The sequence below is a fragment of the Sphingomonas sp. MA1305 genome, assembly GCF_016107325.1.
Lineage (GTDB): Bacteria > Pseudomonadota > Alphaproteobacteria > Sphingomonadales > Sphingomonadaceae > Sphingomonas.
Map to the genome: position 1 here is coordinate 34963 of NZ_RCVT01000007.1, position 16486 is coordinate 51448.

Here is a 16486-nt window from a genome sequence, read left to right on the forward strand (position 1 = left end):
TCCAATGCAACGATCATCGCAAGACTTCCGGCGCGACCGGCCGGGCCTCGCGCCATGCCGGGATCGCTTCGGCGAGAACACGCCATGCCGATCGCAGAAAGATAAGGGCAATGACGCCGCCCACCGCTATGTCCGGCCACGCCGCGCCGGTTATCGCGACCAGCCCAGCCGCAATCATCACACCGACATTGGACGCCACGTCGTTGCGCGAACATTCGAACGTGCTGGACATATTCACGTTCTCCGACCGAACCCGCCACAGCATCGCGAGGCACGTCAGGTTGGCGACGAGCGCGGCGCTGCCGAACGCCAGCATCAGCGAGGATGAAGGCGGTACGCCGTTGACCAGCTTGTCGACGATCTCGAAAACGACTGCGATGCCGAACACGAGGATGATGCCGCCCTTGGCGAGCGCGGCCCCCGCTTCCCAGCGGGGGCCGCGGCTTAGAGCATAGAGGCTGAGCGCATAGACAACGGCATCGCCGAGCATGTCGACTGAGTCCGCCATCAGCGCCGACGACCGCGCGAATACACCCCCGCCGAACTCGGCGACGAACATGACGAAGTTGATGACCATGACGGCGATCAGCACGCGCCGCTGATCGGCCTTGCGGCCGAGCTGCGCGATCGTGTCGCCTTTTCTAGAACAGCAGTCGTCCGCCATCATGTCACTCGATTCGCGTGTCGGACTTCCTATATCAACCCTCATCCTACTAGAGGGTCAAGGGGCGTCATGAAAATTGGTGAAGTCGCTAGGCGAACCGGATTGAAGGTTGAAACGGTCCGCTTCTACGAGGCCGAGGGGCTGGTTGCGGCCCCAATCCGTAGCGGCGGAAACTATCGCTTGTATGATAGGACTCATCTCGAACGTCTCCACTTCATCAAGCGTTCGCGAGATCTAGGCTTCACGCTCGATCAGGTCCGCGACCTGCTGCGTTTGGCAAACGATCCATGCGGATCGTGCGATGGCGTAGACGAAATGGCTGTGCTGCATGTAGCCGAGATCGATCGCAAACTCGCCGACTTGCAGGCGCTGCGTCAAAATATTGTAGAATGGGGGCGGTGTGACGCCACGACGATCGCTGACTGTCGGTTGATCGACGCTTTATCATCAGAAATAATTGGCGATAAACTTTAGAGTCTTGGCATTACAGTAGTTACAATGAGCCTAGGCGCCTGTTTAGCGACCGATGGAAAGCGTTACGCCGGCCTGCCAGCCTCAGGCCAAGGCGCTAGATGCAAAAGTGAACAGCGCCGGAGCCAAATATCTACTCTCGCTCACGAAGACGATTATGGATCGCTGTTGCCGCTTGCGCCGCCTGCCCTGTCGCGACGCTGATCTGATCAAGACCCTCGACCACATCGCCGACTGCGTATAGTCCTGCCACGGAAGTCTGCTGATGCGCGTCGGTCAGAATACAACCTTGATCGCTGATTTTCGCACCGAGGTCAGTTGCAAGCTGGGCGTGCGGTGACGAGCCAAGCGCCGGGTACAGAGTATCGAATGGTAATTCCCGGCCCTCACGCAATGTAACGATGACCTGATCTCCAGCGACGCGAAAGTCGTTAACCGCGTCCTTGATGATCTCGATCCCCAATCGGTTCAGCCTTGCCTCAGCTGGCCAATCCAGTTCGGGCAAGCGCTGCGCTAAAAGCATTACCCGGGCACCGTAGGGCCGGAAAAACTCAGCTTCAGCAGCGCCGTGGCTATCACATCCCAGGACAGCGATATTCATACCCTTCGCCTCATAGCCGTCGCATATCGGGCAATAGCGGAGCAGGGCGCGTGCCAAGGCCTCGTCGTGCATTTTTGGGGGGCATTGTCGGCCGGTGGTTGGACACGCCGGTCGCCAAGATCACGGTTCGCGTCTCGAGCGTCGATCTGCCTATCGTGACGGAGAATCCATTCTCTGTTTTCGCGAGGCGATCGACCTTGCCGTGGCTGATGATCGCACCAAGGATTCAGCTTGCCGCGCCATGCCGGCCAGCAATTCTACGCCGCCAATCCCTCCCGGAAATCCGGGCAGATTGTGTGACCGTGGGATTGACTGAGCGCGTCTGCCCCCCGCATCGATGACGACACATCGCCGCAGAAATCGCGCGAGATAGATCGCTGCGCTCAGGCCAGCAGGACCGCCACCCACGATGATACAATCTGCAATTTCATCGGACAATAACGAGGCGACCGCAACGGCATTCATCAAGACATTTTCCTCGCAGGCGGAGCTTTCGTACGTCCTACATTTTTACGTGTCACAGGCGCCTACCCCTCACAGCGACCGTAAATAACGGGGTGTTAACCTTGATGGGGTAAATCTTTGCCCATCCGTCGCTTGCAAGAGGTCGCGATGATTGCCGGTATCGCTGCTTCAGCATCCGCATCCGGCATCGGCCCTGCCCTCTTCGGCAGTCTTGGGGTCGCGGCCGTTATCGTCTGGCCCCGATTGCGCACCTACCAAAGCGCAGTCGCTGTGCAATGCGCTGGGGCAGCAGCGTTTGCAGTGTATTTTGCGCTCAGCGGCACGTCGACCGCGGCGGCATCTTGCATCATCGCTATCGCCCAGCTTCTGACGGCATCGCTCGTGCGGGATCGCCGCGTCGTAATTTGTGTCTGTGCCGTATCGCTTTCGTGCCTGGGGTTGGTCGCCGCCTGGACCTGGAGTGGAATTCCAACTGTATTGGCAAGCATCGGATGTATTCTGGGCACGCTAGCGCGGGTTCAGGGATCGACATATCGAATGAAACTCTGGTTCCTGATCGCCGCCCCATTCTGGCTCGCGCATAACGTGTTGACTGTCAGCATGTTCGCGTTGGCCGTGGATGCAGTGTCTATAACAAGCAACGGGTCGAGCATCGCTCGTTCACGGGCGACTGCAGGCGACATCGCCTTTGCGAGCACGCCCTTCTTCGTCCGAGAAATTTATAGGATTGGTGAGGAGTTTTGGCAGGCGGCCAGAATGTGCGCGTCGTCTTCGTATTCACCACGTTTTGCTGCCGCCTAGAGGAACGGAGTAACCCACCTCGTCTCGGTACTTGATACTCCGCATACTGTCCGACTGAACGATCGGACAATAAAATGCAGTGTTGCCCCGATAAGTAAGAGCGCCGTGGTCCGTTGGCCTACTGCGCTAAGCGCTCAATAATCGGACAATCAGGCCGATCGTCACTGTGACAACCCTGAGCTAGAACGATTAGTGATTGGCGAATTTCCTCGAGCCCATTCACTTTGCGTCCCAATTCGGCCACGCGCGCTTCCACAAGGGCCTTCACGTCTGCGCTGGACCGGTCTCGATCTGACCAAAGGCCGAGAAGCGACCGGATCTCCTCAATCGGGAAACCCAGGTCGCGCGCGTTCGCGATGAACCGCAGCCGGTGAACGTCGGCGTCGGAATAGTCGCGGTAGGTCCCGCGCCGGGGCGGCGGGGGCACCAGATTGATCTTTTCATAATGGCGGATCATGCGCTGGGAGACGCCGCTGGCATCCGACGCCGCCCCGATGTTCACAATTTTACCGCGTTCAAGCGCAGCGCGTTCAGCACGACAGTAAAGGACGAAAGCGCCATGGCCGCACCTGCCAGCATCGGCGACAGCAGAATGCCCGCAACCGGATAAAGTATCCCGGCTGCGACTGGCACGCCAATCCCATTGAATAGGAACGAGAAGAACAGGTTCTGGCGAATATTGCGCATCGTCGCGCGGGCTAGCTTGCGCGCCCGCACGATCGCCAAGAGATCACCGCGCGTGAGCGTCATGCCGGCGCTTTCGATCGCGACGTCCGTACCAGTTCCCATCGCCAGCCCGACATCGGCAGCGGCGAGCGCCGGGGCGTCGTTGATCCCGTCGCCCGCCATCGCGACCTTTGCGCCGCTCGCTTTTAGCTCGCCGATAATGCGCGCTTTGTCTTCTGGCCGAAGATCGGCATGCACGTCGTCCAGTCCACCGACGGCGCGAGCGACGGCATCGGCCGTACCGCGGTTGTCACCGGTAAGCATAACGACCCGTAGCCCTTCCGCGCGAAGCGCCGCAATGGCGTCCCGCGCAGAAGCGCGCACGGGATCGGCGACCGCAAGCAGACCCGCGAGCGTGCCGTCGATCGCGATCAGGATGACGCCCGCACCTTCGGTACGGTGACGATCTGCTGCGGCGTCGAGTGGCGCTGGATCAGCCCCGACGCGTTTCATCTGCGCGGCGTTGCCGATCACAACCTTACGGCGATCAACGACGGCGCTGACACCGAGGCCCGTCTGCGATTCGAACTCCGTGACGTCGTCGATTGGCAGCCCGCGCCCTTTAGCGCCGTTGATAATGCCGTGCGCCAGGGGATGTTCGGATTGAGCTTCAACGGACGCGGCGAGTGCCAGCATGTCGTTCTCGTCAAAGCCGCTCACTGTCTCGATCCCAACCAACGTAGGCTTGCCGTCGGTAAGCGTACCAGTTTTGTCGATGACGAGGGTATCGACCTTTTCCAAGGCCTGTAGCGCTTCTGCGTTCTTGACCAGCACGCCGGCGTACGCGCCCCGCCCCGTGCCGACCATGATCGACATAGGGGTGGCGAGCCCAAGCGCACACGGGCAGGCGATGACCAGGACGGCAATGGCATTCAGGATGGCGTGGCCCATGCGCGGCTCTGGACCGATCAGCGACCAGGTAATGAACGTCGCGATTGAGATGAGCACGACGAGCGGCACGAACCAGCCCGACACCCGGTCGGCGACCGCCTGAATCGGCGCGCGGCTGCGCTGCGCTTCGGCGACCATACGGACGATGCGCGCCAGCATCGTATCCGAGCCAACCGCTTGGGCTTCCATGACCAGGCTGCCCGTGCCGTTGACGGTGCCTCCGGTGACGGCCGCCTCGACCTCTTTTAGGACAGGCGCGGGCTCGCCGGTGAGCATGGATTCGTCGACCGACGAGCGGCCTTCGACCACCACGCCGTCGACCGGGATCGCCTCGCCGGGGCGAACTCGCAGTCGATCGCCGGCAGCGACTTCGGCCAAGCCGACCTCTTCCTCAGAGCCGTCAGACCGCAAGCGTCGCGCAGTCTTGGGGGCAAGATCCATCAGAGCGCGGATCGCGCGCCCTGTCGCCGCCCTGGCGCGCAGTTCGAGCACTTGCCCGAGCAGGACCAATGTCACCACGACGCCGGCAGCTTCGTAATAGACCGGGACCATGCCGCCGTGCATTCGGAACGTCGCGGAAAAGATGCCCGGCGCGAGTGTCGCGACCAGACTGTAGAGGAACGCCGCGCCGACCCCGATCGCGATCAGCGTGAACATATTGAGGTGGCGAGTGCGGATCGATGTCCATCCCCGCTCGAAAAACGGCCAGCCCGCCCACAGCACGATCGGCGCGGTAAGCGCGAGCTGGACCCACGGCGAGGCCGCAGGACCGACCACATGCAAGCCCGTCATTTCGGCGAACATGGAGACGATCAGCAGCGGAACCGTGAGCGCTCCCGCCACCCACAGCCGGCGCGTGAAATCGACCAGCTCGGGGTTGGGGGTATCGTCGAGTGAGGGTTCTTCAGGCTCTAGCGCCATGCCGCAGATCGGGCACGTTCCCGGCCCTTCCTGGCGGACTTGGGGGTGCATCGGACACGTCCATATCGCCCCGGGCGTCGCCATCGGCTCAGGTTTCGGCTTGTCCCCGACATAGGCGCCCGGGTTGGCGACGAACTTGGTCCGGCACCCGGCGCTGCAAAAATGATATTCGGTGCCGGCGTGTTCGGCATGGTGCGCCGTCGTCGCCGGATCGACCGTCATCCCGCACACCGGGTCAACTACCGTCGCTGCGGCGTCGCTCTTTTTACTGGCCGAACAGCAGCCGCCCGACTTGGCGGGATGATGGTGTTCGTGTTCGACTGTTGCCGGATCGACCGTGCCTCCCCCGCAACAGGACGACGGCGCGGCGACCGGCTCAGTCGCAGGCTTCGAGCAGCCGCAACCCCCGGCTTGAGATTGAAATTGAGGGTCGGTCATGGCGAAACTCCTTCGACCCGAGAGCATGTAGGGTCTGACACCGTGTCAGGGTCAAGACCCTATTGGCACCGCGGGCGTGTATGTTGAATCTACGCGCGGGAGCGGCGTTGCCCTCATTTTGCGGGGGCCAGCTCTACACCCTCGACGCCATAAGCGCCGCAGCTTAGGTCTATCGCCTAGCCCGCCAACGCGGGCCGGGGGCAATCGGGGACATATGGCAACGCAGATCGACAGTCTTTCAACCGGCACCGACCATGACGGCCTGGTTCGCCGCTTAATCGCCCGCTGGCGCGATGATCCTGGCGCTACCTACCGGAGCTGGTTTCTGTGGGACGAGCGATTGAAGAATTTTCGCTCGATCCGACGCGGGATTGGCCAGGTGGTGGCGGAGATCGAGCGCGGCACGTTCGGCGTCGCCTATCGAGGATCATCGCTCGAGACCGTCGTTCATTCCGTCGCAGAGCAGCGGCAAATCTTCAAGGGCGCTGACCATGCGTTTCTCTGGAAACCAAAACTCCGCATTCCCGACATTTACGAGAGTCCTGACAATCAGCGGGCGTTCGGTCGCTTGCTCGACGCCTGTTCGTGTTGCGACACCGCCGAAGAGATCATCGCGCATATCCACGCGATCGACCGTTTGAAGATCAAGGGGTTGGGTCCGGCCGTCGCCAACCTCCTCTACTTCCTTCACCCGACGCTGGTGCCGCCCTTCAACACCGCGATCGTCAAGGGCTACAACGCGCTCACCGGCGCGAACGTGAAGCTGGGAAGCTGGGAGCACTTCCTGGCCATGCGAAGCGGCATCCTCGACCTCAACGACCGCTTCCGCGACCTGCTATCGAACGATCTGGGCGCGATCGGCGGGCTGTTGTTCGACATCGGCTCCGATCGTTACCCGGCCCCGCCCTTGGACGTGAGCGGCGCGACGCTGGCGAGCTGGGAGCAGCGGCTTGAGGCAGCACGCGAGGAGGCGCGCACGCTCAGCAAGGCCGCGCAGCGCGAGGGCGAGAACGAGCGCACCCACACTGAAATCCAGGCATGGCTTCGCGATTTAGGGTCGGCACTCGGTTATGACGTGTGGATCGCCGCGAACGATCGAAGCCGCGCGTTCAATGGATTGCCTTTGGGCGCAGGATGCCTTGAACGCCTGCCCGATACGATCGCGACCTCGAAAGGCGCGGACTCGATCCGCCTGATCGACGTGCTGTGGCTTCAGAAGGCTGGCGATCACGTCGCAGCGGCGTTCGAGGTGGAGCATTCGACATCGATCTATTCTGGCATCGTCAGGATGCTTGACCTGGCCTTGAGCGGCAGTGACCTTCACGCCACCGCGGGGCTGTTCCTTGTCGCGCCCGACGCGCGCGAGGCGGACGTTCGCGCGCAGTTACAGCGGCCCGCGTTCAGCCGCGTCGCCGACCTCGACATATCCTATCTCCCTTATGGCGAGCTGGAGAAGAACCGCGAGGCTATCGCCCGGTTCGGATCGGGGCTGAAAGCGATCAAGGCGGTATCCAGCAAGCTCGCCTGACACGACACGCGCGAGGGTTGGCACCGGGAGCCGCGTATCCTTTAGCAGTAGAGGAGAGCTGCCGTGACGATGCCTTCCCCCGCCCCCTGGCTCGACGCCGTGCTGATTGGGTGGTTCGTGCTGACCGCGATCTCGGTCGCCTACGTCGCGTGTGATGCCTTCACCCGCAACCCCGAGTTGCGGGTGATGAAGTGGGGGTGGCTGCTGGTCACGCTCTATGGCGGCCCGATCATGGCCGCGGCCTATGTACTGTCCTGTCAGGAGCCGGCGAACGAGCGCCATGAGGATTTCGTTCGACCGCTATGGAAGCAGGCGTTCGGCTCGGCCATCCATTGCATGGCTGGCGACGCGACTGGCGTTATCGCCGCAGCCGCGATTACCACGGCGCTCGGTCTCCCGATGTGGCAGGACGTAATCGCGGAATATGCATTCGGCTTCGCTTTCGGGCTGTTGATATTCCAGGCGCTGTTCATGCGAGACATGGCGGGTGGCTCCTATTGGGGCGCGCTCCGCATGTCGTTCATCCCCGAATGGCTTTCGATGAATGCCGTCATGGCCGGGATGATCCCGACGATGGTGGTGTTGATGAGCCAGGACATGGCCGCGATGCACGCCAACTCGCTTCGCTTTTGGGGCGTCATGTCGCTGGCGACGCTCGTCGGCTTCGCCGTCGCCTATCCGATCAACCTTTGGTTGGTCGGCGTCCAGTTGAAGCACGGCATGGGCACGGTACGGGCGCTCGGGCATGGCGGGCATGAGGTCGGCGCGGACCGGCAGTCGGCGACGCCGATGCCGGACATGGGGCATGACGCGATGGCGGGGATGAGCGGCATGGCAACGGGCGCGCGCGTAACCGCGCCGCAGATCGTCGCGATGACGGTGCTGACGCTCCTCATGCTTGGCGCGGGGATCATCGTTGCGACGCTGTTCGGCCGATGGGCCATGTAGCATCGCCCCGATCGACGGAGATCGGGGTAAGGGGTGATCGCGCGGCTCGCGTATCTAGGAGCAGGCGGGGGCTCACACGGAGATAGACCGATGCACCAGATCGACCCCAACATGAAGGCGTGCATGGACGCTTGCCACGAATGTCATGTGACCTGTCTTCACATGGCGATGAACCATTGCCTTGAGATGGGCGGCCAGCACGCGGCCCCGGAGCATATGAAGATCATGGCTGACTGCGCGCAGATTTGCGCGGTCGCGATCGACTTCATGGCGCGAAAGTCCGAGCATCACGTGCATATCTGCCGCGAGTGCGCCGAGATTTGCCGGGCATGCGCCGCGAGCTGCGAAGCGCTCGACGGCATGGAGGATTGCGTAGCGGCGTGCCGTAAATGCGCCGACGCTTGCGATCGGATGGCGGCCTAGCAGTGCCCGCGCGGGCAGGCGGACTGCCCGCGCGGCCTATTTGGTGGGCTAGCGCCCCATGCTCGCGATTACGGCGAACAGCTCGGCCGTGAACTTCGTCAGCAGTTCTATCGCTGCCGCCCCGAACACCACCAAACATACGCCGAGCGCGATCAGCTTCGGCACGAAGCTCAGCGTCTGTTCGCTGATCGACGTCGCCGCCTGGATGATGCTGACAATCAGCCCGACGATCATCATCGGTACTAGCAGCACCACACAGATCAGGCCGGCGACGGCCAGCATTCTCCCCGTTTCGTCGAGCAGAATCGACTGATCCATCAGGCTTGACCGCCATGCACGCCAAGGGCCGCAACGGCTCCTCGGCTGCGCATCACATTGCCGATGCAGGGGGCGCGAGCGTCCCGAGCCAGGCGACCATCCCCAAGATTGCGACGACACAAGCCGTCTCTACAGCCAAGCTTGTTCGCAGCGCATCTAGGGCGCGACCATGATCGTCGTCGGCGATCGACCGCTCGAATGCCGGTGTGAGCCGGAAGCGGTTGAGGGAGGCGAGCCCCAGCATGGCGACGAACAACGCCAGCTTGAAGAGCAGGAGCTGACCATAGAGCGTCGTCGGGAGGATCGCGACGTTGCCGATCCCGACCAGCATCCAGCCATTGACGAGTCCGGTGATAACGATCGTCCCGACCACGAGCGTCCCTATGGCGCCGAAGCCGTGCAGCGCCCGGTACGTGAGCCTCAGATGGGCCGTATCGACGCGCGTGGCGGACCGTGAGACGAGCAGGATTAGTCCTAATAGCGCGCCCACCCACGCGCTCGAGGCGATCAGATGAAGGATGTCGGCGATGAGGTGTATCCAGCCCATCGCCGCCTCGTCCATCGCGCCATGTCCGGTCCATGCCAGTGTCGCGAGCGCCACGGCAGAGCATAGCGCGACGGCGCTCAGCCAGATGCCGCGCGCGCCGGCGATCAGAGCCGCGAGCGCTGCAACGATCAGCATAATCATGCGCAGCTTCCACGCCGCACCGATCGCAGAGCCGGTGAGCAGCGCCCCGACCGCTTCACGGTCGATCGGCCACGTCGGCGTGCCTGCCATCGAAGATGCCATCAGTACGACCCAGGTGGTCGAGAGCAGCAGGCTCAAGCCTGCGCTGCCGACCAACCAAGGGCGTAGCGCGAGCGCGTCGCCACGCTCGCAAGTCCGCAACCCATAGAGGCTGAACGCAGAGAGGCCGAACAACGCCGCAAGCGTCAGGTAGAGCGCAAAGCGAACACCGATCAACGACCAGTCGTCCATCGCCTCACTTCACCGCGAACGCGTCGTTTCCAGCAACCTTGTGCGTGTCCGTCGAAACGACGTGCCATGCGACGTTGTAGCGACCGGAAGACAGCGGCGCCTTCGGAGTGATGACAAGGGTTTGCCCGTCGGCCGCGAGCGCTGCGGTGCTCGCGATCTTCATCTCCGGCATTCCGGGCATCGCCGCCATAATGAGATCGGCCTTGGAGAAAGCGGATACCAGCTTTTCGCTAAAGCGAAGCTGAATGCGCGCGGGTTTTGCGACCGTTGCGTTAGCGGCCGGTGTCGCCGACACGAGCTTGGGATGCGCGTTCGCCGTTCCGGCGAACATGATGAGGGCGGCGGCGGCAGTCACAACAGATACGCGGCGCATGGGGAGGCCTTTCGACAGGAGGGTTCCTGTCCTTCATTACGCGTCTCGATTGGCTACCCCTCAAACACCACCGTGAGGGATCAGCGGCGCGCCTGCGTAATCCATGCTAGAGGGGCGGAGTGAACGATATGGACGACCTCGACGCAGTATTAACGAGGCTAGCGCATGCACCTGTGCCCGCGAGCCTCGACGGAATTGAAGCAAGGGTGCTGGCGCGCATCGCCGTGCGGCCTGCCGTGCGCGTCGGCATGGGTGTCGGCGCCATGACGATCGCCGTGGCTCTCGTCATGGGAGTTGTCGGCGCTGGGGTGCCCGCAAAGGAGGCAAGCGCCGCGTCGCTGTCACCCTTGGGGCCGGTGTCGCCACTCGCGCCTTCGACACTATTGCTGGGCGCGCCATGAGTGGCCGCACCCGCCTGATTCTTGGCATTCTGGCATGCTTTGCTGCGGCGATCATCGGGGTGTTCGTCGGGCGTGCGCTGCTCCCGACGCGTGCACAGCCCGGCGAAGAGTTGCACGACGTCCTCCATCACAAGCTCGCACTGGATGCCAATCAGGAGACGCGCCTTGCGGCCTTGGAGCAGCGGTTCGCCGTCCAACGTCGCGCGTTCGAGCTGGAGTTGAAGGCCAACAATGCCCGGCTCGCCGAAGCGATCGAAGCCGAGCATGGCAACGGACCGCGGGTCGCAGCGGCGGTCGATCGGAGCCACGCCGTCATGGGCGAGCTACAGAAAGCGACTCTGGCGCACATTTTTGCGATGCGGCAGCTCTTGCGGCCCAATCAGACCGGCCAGTTCGATCAGGCCGTGGTGAAGGCGCTCACCGACGACGCACGTTGAGGTCGGGCGCATGAGCCTCGACTGGACCACGCTTACGGACGGCGAGCTGGCGACGCTCAGCATCGCCGGTCGTGACGCCGCCTTTGCCGAGATCATGCGACGTTATCGCCAGCCGATATTCCGGATGGTGCGGGCGTGCGTCGGCGAGCCTGACGAGGCACTGGATCTGCTGCAGGAGACGTTCGTCGCAGCCCATCAGGCGCTCCGTCGCTATGACGGCGCGCGATCGATGCGCGCGTGGCTCTCGACGATCGCGATCAACAAATGCCGTGACTGGGGTCGCAAGCGGACGGTGCGCCGCTTCCTCTCACGCACCATTTCGCTCGGGACCGAAGCAGAGGCGGTCGCCGACGACCAAGTGGCAGTCGACGATGCCGCGAGTGATCGGCAGGAACTGGACCGCGTGACCCGAGCCATCTCGGCCTTACCGACAAATTTAAAGGAGCCATTAGTGCTTTGCACGATCGAGGGGCTCAGCCAGGCAGAGACCGCAGCAGTGCTGTCTATCAGCGAAAAGGCCGTCGAAACACGGCTCTATCGCGCGCGTGCGAAGCTGGCGGATTATTTGCGAGACCGCTGAGGGAAAGCGCAGCGCGCCGCGTATCAAGGCTAGAGGGACAGCCTTTTTTGGAGCCTTGAGGATCGTATGAGCCGCATAATCGACCGTCGCCAGATGCTGCGCGGGGCCGCCTTGGCGGGAAGTGGGCTCGCGCTGTCCGCCTATATGCCGGCGTGGGCGCAGACCAATACGGCGGGGCTTGTGACACCCCTGCCGACCATCACCGGCAACGACATCACGCTGCGGATCGCGCGCCAGACGATGATGATCGATGGTCGCCCATCCAAGGCGATCGGGATCAACGGCACCGTCCCCGCGCCGCTGATCCGACTGCGTGAAGGCCAGAATGTGCGCCTCAACGTCATCAACGATCTCGACGAGGATAGCTCAATCCACTGGCATGGCTTGCTCGTCCCGCCCCAATATGACGGCGTGCCCGGCATCTCGTTTCCCGGCATCAAGGCGCGATCGAGCTTTCTCTATGAATTCCCGATCAAGCAGAACGGCACCTATTGGTATCATAGCCATTCGGGGCTTCAGGAGCAGCTCGGACATTATGGGCCGATCGTGATCGACCCGGCCGAAGCCGATCCGGTGCAGTTCGATCGCGAGCACGTCATCGTGCTTTCCGACCATAGCCAGCTCAGCCCCGCTGCTATCTTCCGCGACATGAAGGTCAATCCGGGCCATTTTAATTATCAGCAACAAACGCTTGCCGGGCTGTTGGCGGGGAAGGATCAGACGCTCAAGGAGCGGATCGACTGGGGCAAGATGCGGATGAGCCCCACCGATATTTCCGATGCGACCGGCCCGGCCTACACCTATCTCGTCAATGGGCACGGCCCGAAGGACAACTGGACCGCGCTGTTCACGCCGGGCCAGCGGGTGCGGCTGCGCATCATTAACGCTTCGTCGATGACGACTTTCAACGTCCGCATCCCAGGCCTGCGGCTCATTATCGTTCAGGCGGACGGTCAGAACGTAATGCCAGTCGAGGTGGACGAGTTCCAGATCGGGGTTGCCGAGACTTACGATGCCATCGTCACCCCGACCGACAACCGTGCCTATACGCTCGTCGGCGAGGCGATCGACCGATCTGGCCTCGCACGCGCGACTTTGGCGCCTCGTGCGGGCATGGCGGCCGAGGTTCCAGCGCTCCGGCCTCGCCCCCTCGCCTCGATGAAGGACATGGGCATGGACATGTCGTCGATGGGCGGCATGGACATGTCGGGGGGCGGCATGTCCCGCGGCATCGATCCTACCGCGGAAAAGAACCCATCCGCCGAGCTCACGACGCCCGGCGCCGGCATGGCGACCGGCGCGATGGCGATGAGCGGGATGGCGCAGGGCGGCAGTGCGATGCCGGGGATGGATCATGCGAGCATGAACCACGGCGCAATGGCTGCCGGCGGGATGGCAGGCATGGATCATGGCGCGATGGGCAGCCAGCAAGGCGGTATGGGTGCGATGGACATGGGGTCGATGAAGATGCGCGACTTCTCCAAAGCCCCCCAGGTCAAGAAGGGACCGGGTGTCCAAACGATCTCGCCCATGCCGATGGACCGTACCGACTATCCCGGTCAGGGCCTGGAGGACGTCGGGCACAAGGTGCTCGTCTATCGCGACCTGATGGCGCTGACCCCCAATCCCGACGTGCGCGCGCCGTCGCGCAGCCTCGATATCCACCTGACCGGCAATATGGAGCGGTTCATGTGGTCCTTCGACGGCGAAAAGATGTCGGACGTGCATGAACCGATCCCCTTCCTCGAAGGCGAGCGGGTGCGGATCAACCTCATCAACGACACGATGATGGGCCACCCGATCCACATCCACGGTCACTTCTTCGAACTGGTGACGGGGCACGGGGACCACGCCCCGCGCAAGCACACGGTAATCGTCCAGCCTGGCGGCAAGGTGACGTGGGATCTGACCGCCGATGCCGTCGGCGATTGGGCGTTCCACTGCCATCTTCTCTATCACATGCACGCCGGCATGATGCGGACCGTAAGCGTGCGTCCGCGTGGAGAAGCCGCATGAGCCGCTTCGCCCTCGTCCTTGCGACGACCGCCACGATCGCCGTCGCCGGTCCCGCCGCGGCGCAGTCGATGCAGGGCATGAACATGCCGGGAATGACGATGCCCGCGAAGAAGTCGGCCGTAAAGGCGAAGCAGCCTGCCAAGAGCAAGCGTGCCCCTGCGCATCGAGCGGCGCCAGCCAAACGATCGACCGCGCCGATGGCTGACATGAAAGGGATGGACCATTCCGCCATTCCGGGAATGGATATGTCGGGTAACGCCACCAAGTCCGCGCAAGGGGCGCAGCAGGGCATGGAAGCCATGCCGGGCATGCAGATGCCCCCAAGCGGTCAGCAACCCGCTCAGGGTGCTGCGCAGCCGATGCAGGGCATGGATCATTCGTCGATGTCGGGGATGTCGATGCCTGCCGGGCAGCAGAGCGGCCATGACATGCAAGGCATGTCGGGCATGAACGGGATGGCGATGCCGGGCATGGCGCAGACCGGAACGGCGCTGCCCGCCGGTGATGCGCCCGCCCCTGCCCCGCCAATGGACCATTATGCCGATCGCGTGTTCGCTCCTGCCGAAATGGCGAAGGCGCGCAGCGATATGATGTTCGAGCAGGGCGGTCAGCCCTTCTATCAGGTGATGTTCAACCTTGCCGAATATCAGGCCCGACAGGGCCGCGACGGCTATCGCTGGGATGGCGAGGCGTGGTTCGGCGGCGACATCAACCGCCTGTGGCTGAAGACCGAAGGCGAAGGCGCGTTCCGCGAGGGCATCGAGAGCGCCGAGGTGCAGGCGCTCTACAGCCGGGCTATCGGCCCCTATTTCAACCTTCAGGGCGGCGTCCGTCAGGACTTGGGGCCATCCCCCAAGCGCACCTACGCGACGGTCGGCTTCGAGGGGCTGGCTCCCTACATGTTCGAGGTCGAGGGGGCGCTATTCCTGTCGACCAAGGGCGACCTGCTCGGCCGCCTCGAAGGCTATTACGACCAGCGTATCACACAGCGGCTCGTCCTTCAGCCACGTGTCGAGTTCAACCTGGCGGCGCAGGATGTGCGCGAGAACGGTATCGGCCGAGGGCTGACCGATGCCGAGCTGGGGCTTCGGCTCCGCTACGAGATCCGGCGACAGTTCGCGCCCTATGTCGGCGTCTCCTACTTGGCGCAGACCGGGCGCACCGCGGACTTCACGCGCGCGCAGGGCAAAGACCCCACCACGACGAGCTTCGTTGCCGGCGTGAGAGTGTGGTTCTGACGAATGCTGGAAAGGAACTCCGCGTCGAACCGATCCGCGATCAAGCGGCATCTGCCCAGCCTGCCTTTCGTCGCCGCCCTGGCGCTTGTTCTTGGCCTGGGCGCCGCTGCCTTCATCTATCTCGGTGTCTATAACATCGCGGCCGATGCGCCTCATACGCCCGTCGTCTATTCGCTGCTGGAGAAGTTGCGCGATCGATCGATCGTCGTGCACGCTCGCGGTATCACGGCGCCGACCGACCTTGCATCGGCTCAGCGCGTCTCGACCGGCGCCGGGCTTTACACCGAAATGTGTTCGGGGTGCCATCTCGGGCCGGGTGTCGAAAAATCGGAGATGAGCCAAGGTCTCTACCCGCAAGCGCCCGAGCTGGCGAAGTCGCAGGACTTGTCGCCAGAGCAACAATTCTGGATCATCAAACACGGGGTGAAGCTCAGCGCGATGCCGGCTTGGGGCCGGACACATCCCGATCCGCTGATCTGGGATATGGTCGCGTTCGTTCGCAAGCTCCCCGGCATGACGCCCGAGCAATACAAGGCGCTCGTCGCCAGCGCGCCCGCCGACCATGACGCGATGATGAAGGATATGCCGGGGATGAAATGAGGCGGCCGACCGCTCGCCGCGATTTTGCTGGGGGCTAATTCAATTCCAGCAGGGGAACGCATGATGGACGACAAGCAGGGCAAGATGGGCATGGGCTACGGCCGCTTCGCGGCGATGATCGCGACGTCGACGGTCGTGATGTATGGCCTGATGTATCTCAACACCTATGCGTTGAGCCATGTCGAATACAGCCAGACGCGCATGTGGATGGCGTTCGTGATGGGCGCGACGATGGCGATCATCATGCTCGGCTTCATGTGGGGCATGTATAGAAACAGGCGCACCAACGTCGGCATTGTCGTCGGTAGCATCGTCGTATTCGCGTTGACGCTCTGGCTGGTGCGCAGCCAGGAGACGGTCGACGACGTAAGTTATATGCGAGCGATGATCCCCCATCACTCGATCGCGATCATGACCAGCGAGAGGGCGCACATCAAAGACCCCGAGGTCCGAAAGCTGGCGGACGGCATTATCGACGCGCAGGTGCGTGAGATCGCCCAGATGAAGCGGATGATCGCGCGGCTGGAGTCCCACCCAACGCCGAACGGCACGCCGGATCTTCCATCCTACCGCGACAAGGGTGCAACACCGCCCGCACCGGAAACCGATGAGAGCACCGGCATCAATACGCTGGCACCGATCCGTTGAGATGAAGGAGACGGGCTCG

18 protein-coding genes and 1 pseudogene are annotated in these 16486 nt (G+C 62.9%); 12 read left to right on the top strand and 7 right to left on the bottom strand.

Features of this window, described 5'->3' with window-relative positions; translation table 11 throughout:
* Positions 1-13: 13 nt before the first annotated feature.
* Positions 14-664, bottom strand: coding sequence for a cation transporter (locus D9601_RS18465; RefSeq protein WP_198355597.1), 651 nt, complete (start codon positions 662-664; stop codon positions 14-16).
* Between the two features lie 69 nt (positions 665-733).
* Here D9601_RS18465 and D9601_RS18470 point away from each other — a divergent pair, with 69 nt between their 5' ends.
* Positions 734-1138: a MerR family transcriptional regulator gene (locus D9601_RS18470; protein ID WP_198355548.1), complete on the top strand. Its 405-nt coding sequence runs from the start codon at positions 734-736 to the stop codon at positions 1136-1138.
* 130 nt (positions 1139-1268) lie between these two features.
* On the opposite strand, the pseudogene D9601_RS20240 reads toward D9601_RS18470, so the two are convergent.
* A pseudogene (locus tag D9601_RS20240) lies at positions 1269-2201 on the bottom strand (NAD(P)/FAD-dependent oxidoreductase).
* Between the two features lie 147 nt (positions 2202-2348).
* Between D9601_RS20240 and D9601_RS18480 the strand changes: the two are divergent.
* A complete protein-coding gene (locus D9601_RS18480; RefSeq protein WP_198355549.1) occupies positions 2349-3002 on the top strand; it encodes a YgjV family protein in 654 nt (217 codons plus the stop codon).
* A gap of 118 nt (positions 3003-3120) precedes the next feature.
* Here D9601_RS18480 and D9601_RS18485 read toward each other — a convergent pair whose 3' ends face one another.
* The gene (locus tag D9601_RS18485) at positions 3121-3504 is read right to left on the bottom strand and encodes a MerR family DNA-binding protein (protein WP_198355550.1); all 384 of its coding nucleotides are present in this window, start codon (positions 3502-3504) and stop codon (positions 3121-3123) included.
* Positions 3501-5978 (bottom strand): heavy metal translocating P-type ATPase, encoded by a 2478-nt coding sequence (locus D9601_RS18490; protein WP_269769696.1) that lies wholly within the window; start codon positions 5976-5978, stop codon positions 3501-3503. Before D9601_RS18490 ends, D9601_RS18485 begins: the two co-directional genes overlap by 4 nt.
* A 214-nt stretch (positions 5979-6192) precedes the next feature.
* On the opposite strand from D9601_RS18490, the gene D9601_RS18495 reads away from it, so the two are divergent.
* The 3 genes from D9601_RS18495 (at position 6193) to D9601_RS18505 (ending at position 8877) form a co-directional block, all read left to right on the top strand.
* On the top strand, positions 6193-7506 hold the full coding sequence (locus tag D9601_RS18495; protein ID WP_198355551.1) for a type II restriction endonuclease: 1314 nt from the start codon (positions 6193-6195) through the stop codon (positions 7504-7506).
* 69 nt (positions 7507-7575) lie between these two features.
* Complete coding sequence (locus tag D9601_RS18500; RefSeq protein ID WP_232474415.1) at positions 7576-8454, top strand: DUF4396 domain-containing protein; 879 nt, start codon at positions 7576-7578, stop codon at positions 8452-8454.
* A 90-nt stretch (positions 8455-8544) separates the two neighbouring features.
* Positions 8545-8877 carry a four-helix bundle copper-binding protein gene (locus tag D9601_RS18505; RefSeq protein WP_198355553.1) on the top strand — a complete coding sequence of 111 codons (333 nt, stop codon included), beginning with the start codon at positions 8545-8547 and terminating at the stop codon, positions 8875-8877.
* 48 nt (positions 8878-8925) lie between these two features.
* Here the strand turns inward: D9601_RS18505 and D9601_RS18510 are convergent, their stop codons facing one another.
* The 3 genes from D9601_RS18510 to copC are packed head-to-tail and all read right to left on the bottom strand — an operon-like array spanning position 8926 to position 10547.
* Entirely contained in the window at positions 8926-9195 is a 270-nt protein-coding gene (locus tag D9601_RS18510) for a flagellar biosynthetic protein FliQ (protein WP_198355554.1), read from the bottom strand.
* A 52-nt stretch (positions 9196-9247) separates the two neighbouring features.
* Positions 9248-10174 (bottom strand): copper homeostasis membrane protein CopD, encoded by a 927-nt coding sequence (gene copD / locus D9601_RS18515; protein ID WP_198355555.1) that lies wholly within the window; start codon positions 10172-10174, stop codon positions 9248-9250.
* 4 nt (positions 10175-10178) lie between these two features.
* Positions 10179-10547 (bottom strand): copper homeostasis periplasmic binding protein CopC, encoded by a 369-nt coding sequence (gene copC, locus D9601_RS18520; RefSeq protein ID WP_198355556.1) that lies wholly within the window; start codon positions 10545-10547, stop codon positions 10179-10181.
* A 128-nt stretch (positions 10548-10675) separates the two neighbouring features.
* Between copC and D9601_RS18525 the strand changes: the two genes are divergently transcribed.
* The 7 genes from D9601_RS18525 to D9601_RS18555 all read left to right on the top strand — a co-directional run bounded on the left by D9601_RS18525 (position 10676) and on the right by D9601_RS18555 (position 16467).
* Positions 10676-10948, top strand: coding sequence for a hypothetical protein (locus D9601_RS18525; RefSeq protein WP_198355557.1), 273 nt, complete (start codon positions 10676-10678; stop codon positions 10946-10948).
* Complete coding sequence (locus D9601_RS18530) at positions 10945-11385, top strand: periplasmic heavy metal sensor (RefSeq protein WP_198355558.1); 441 nt, start codon at positions 10945-10947, stop codon at positions 11383-11385. Before D9601_RS18525 ends, D9601_RS18530 begins: the two co-directional genes overlap by 4 nt.
* Positions 11386-11395: 10 nt before the next feature.
* Complete coding sequence (locus D9601_RS18535) at positions 11396-11965, top strand: RNA polymerase sigma factor (protein ID WP_198355559.1); 570 nt, start codon at positions 11396-11398, stop codon at positions 11963-11965.
* Positions 11966-12031: 66 nt separating this feature from the next.
* Positions 12032-13981, top strand: coding sequence for a copper resistance system multicopper oxidase (locus D9601_RS18540; protein WP_198355560.1), 1950 nt, complete (start codon positions 12032-12034; stop codon positions 13979-13981).
* Positions 13978-15219: a copper resistance protein B gene (locus D9601_RS18545; RefSeq protein ID WP_198355561.1), complete on the top strand. Its 1242-nt coding sequence runs from the start codon at positions 13978-13980 to the stop codon at positions 15217-15219. The genes D9601_RS18540 and D9601_RS18545 overlap by 4 nt, the downstream gene beginning before the upstream one ends.
* Positions 15220-15222: 3 nt before the next feature.
* Entirely contained in the window at positions 15223-15819 is a 597-nt protein-coding gene (locus D9601_RS18550) for a c-type cytochrome (protein WP_198355562.1), read from the top strand.
* Positions 15820-15882: 63 nt separating this feature from the next.
* Positions 15883-16467, top strand: a complete 585-nt coding sequence (locus D9601_RS18555) for a DUF305 domain-containing protein (protein ID WP_198355599.1) — start codon at positions 15883-15885, stop codon at positions 16465-16467.
* Positions 16468-16486: the final 19 nt, after the last annotated feature.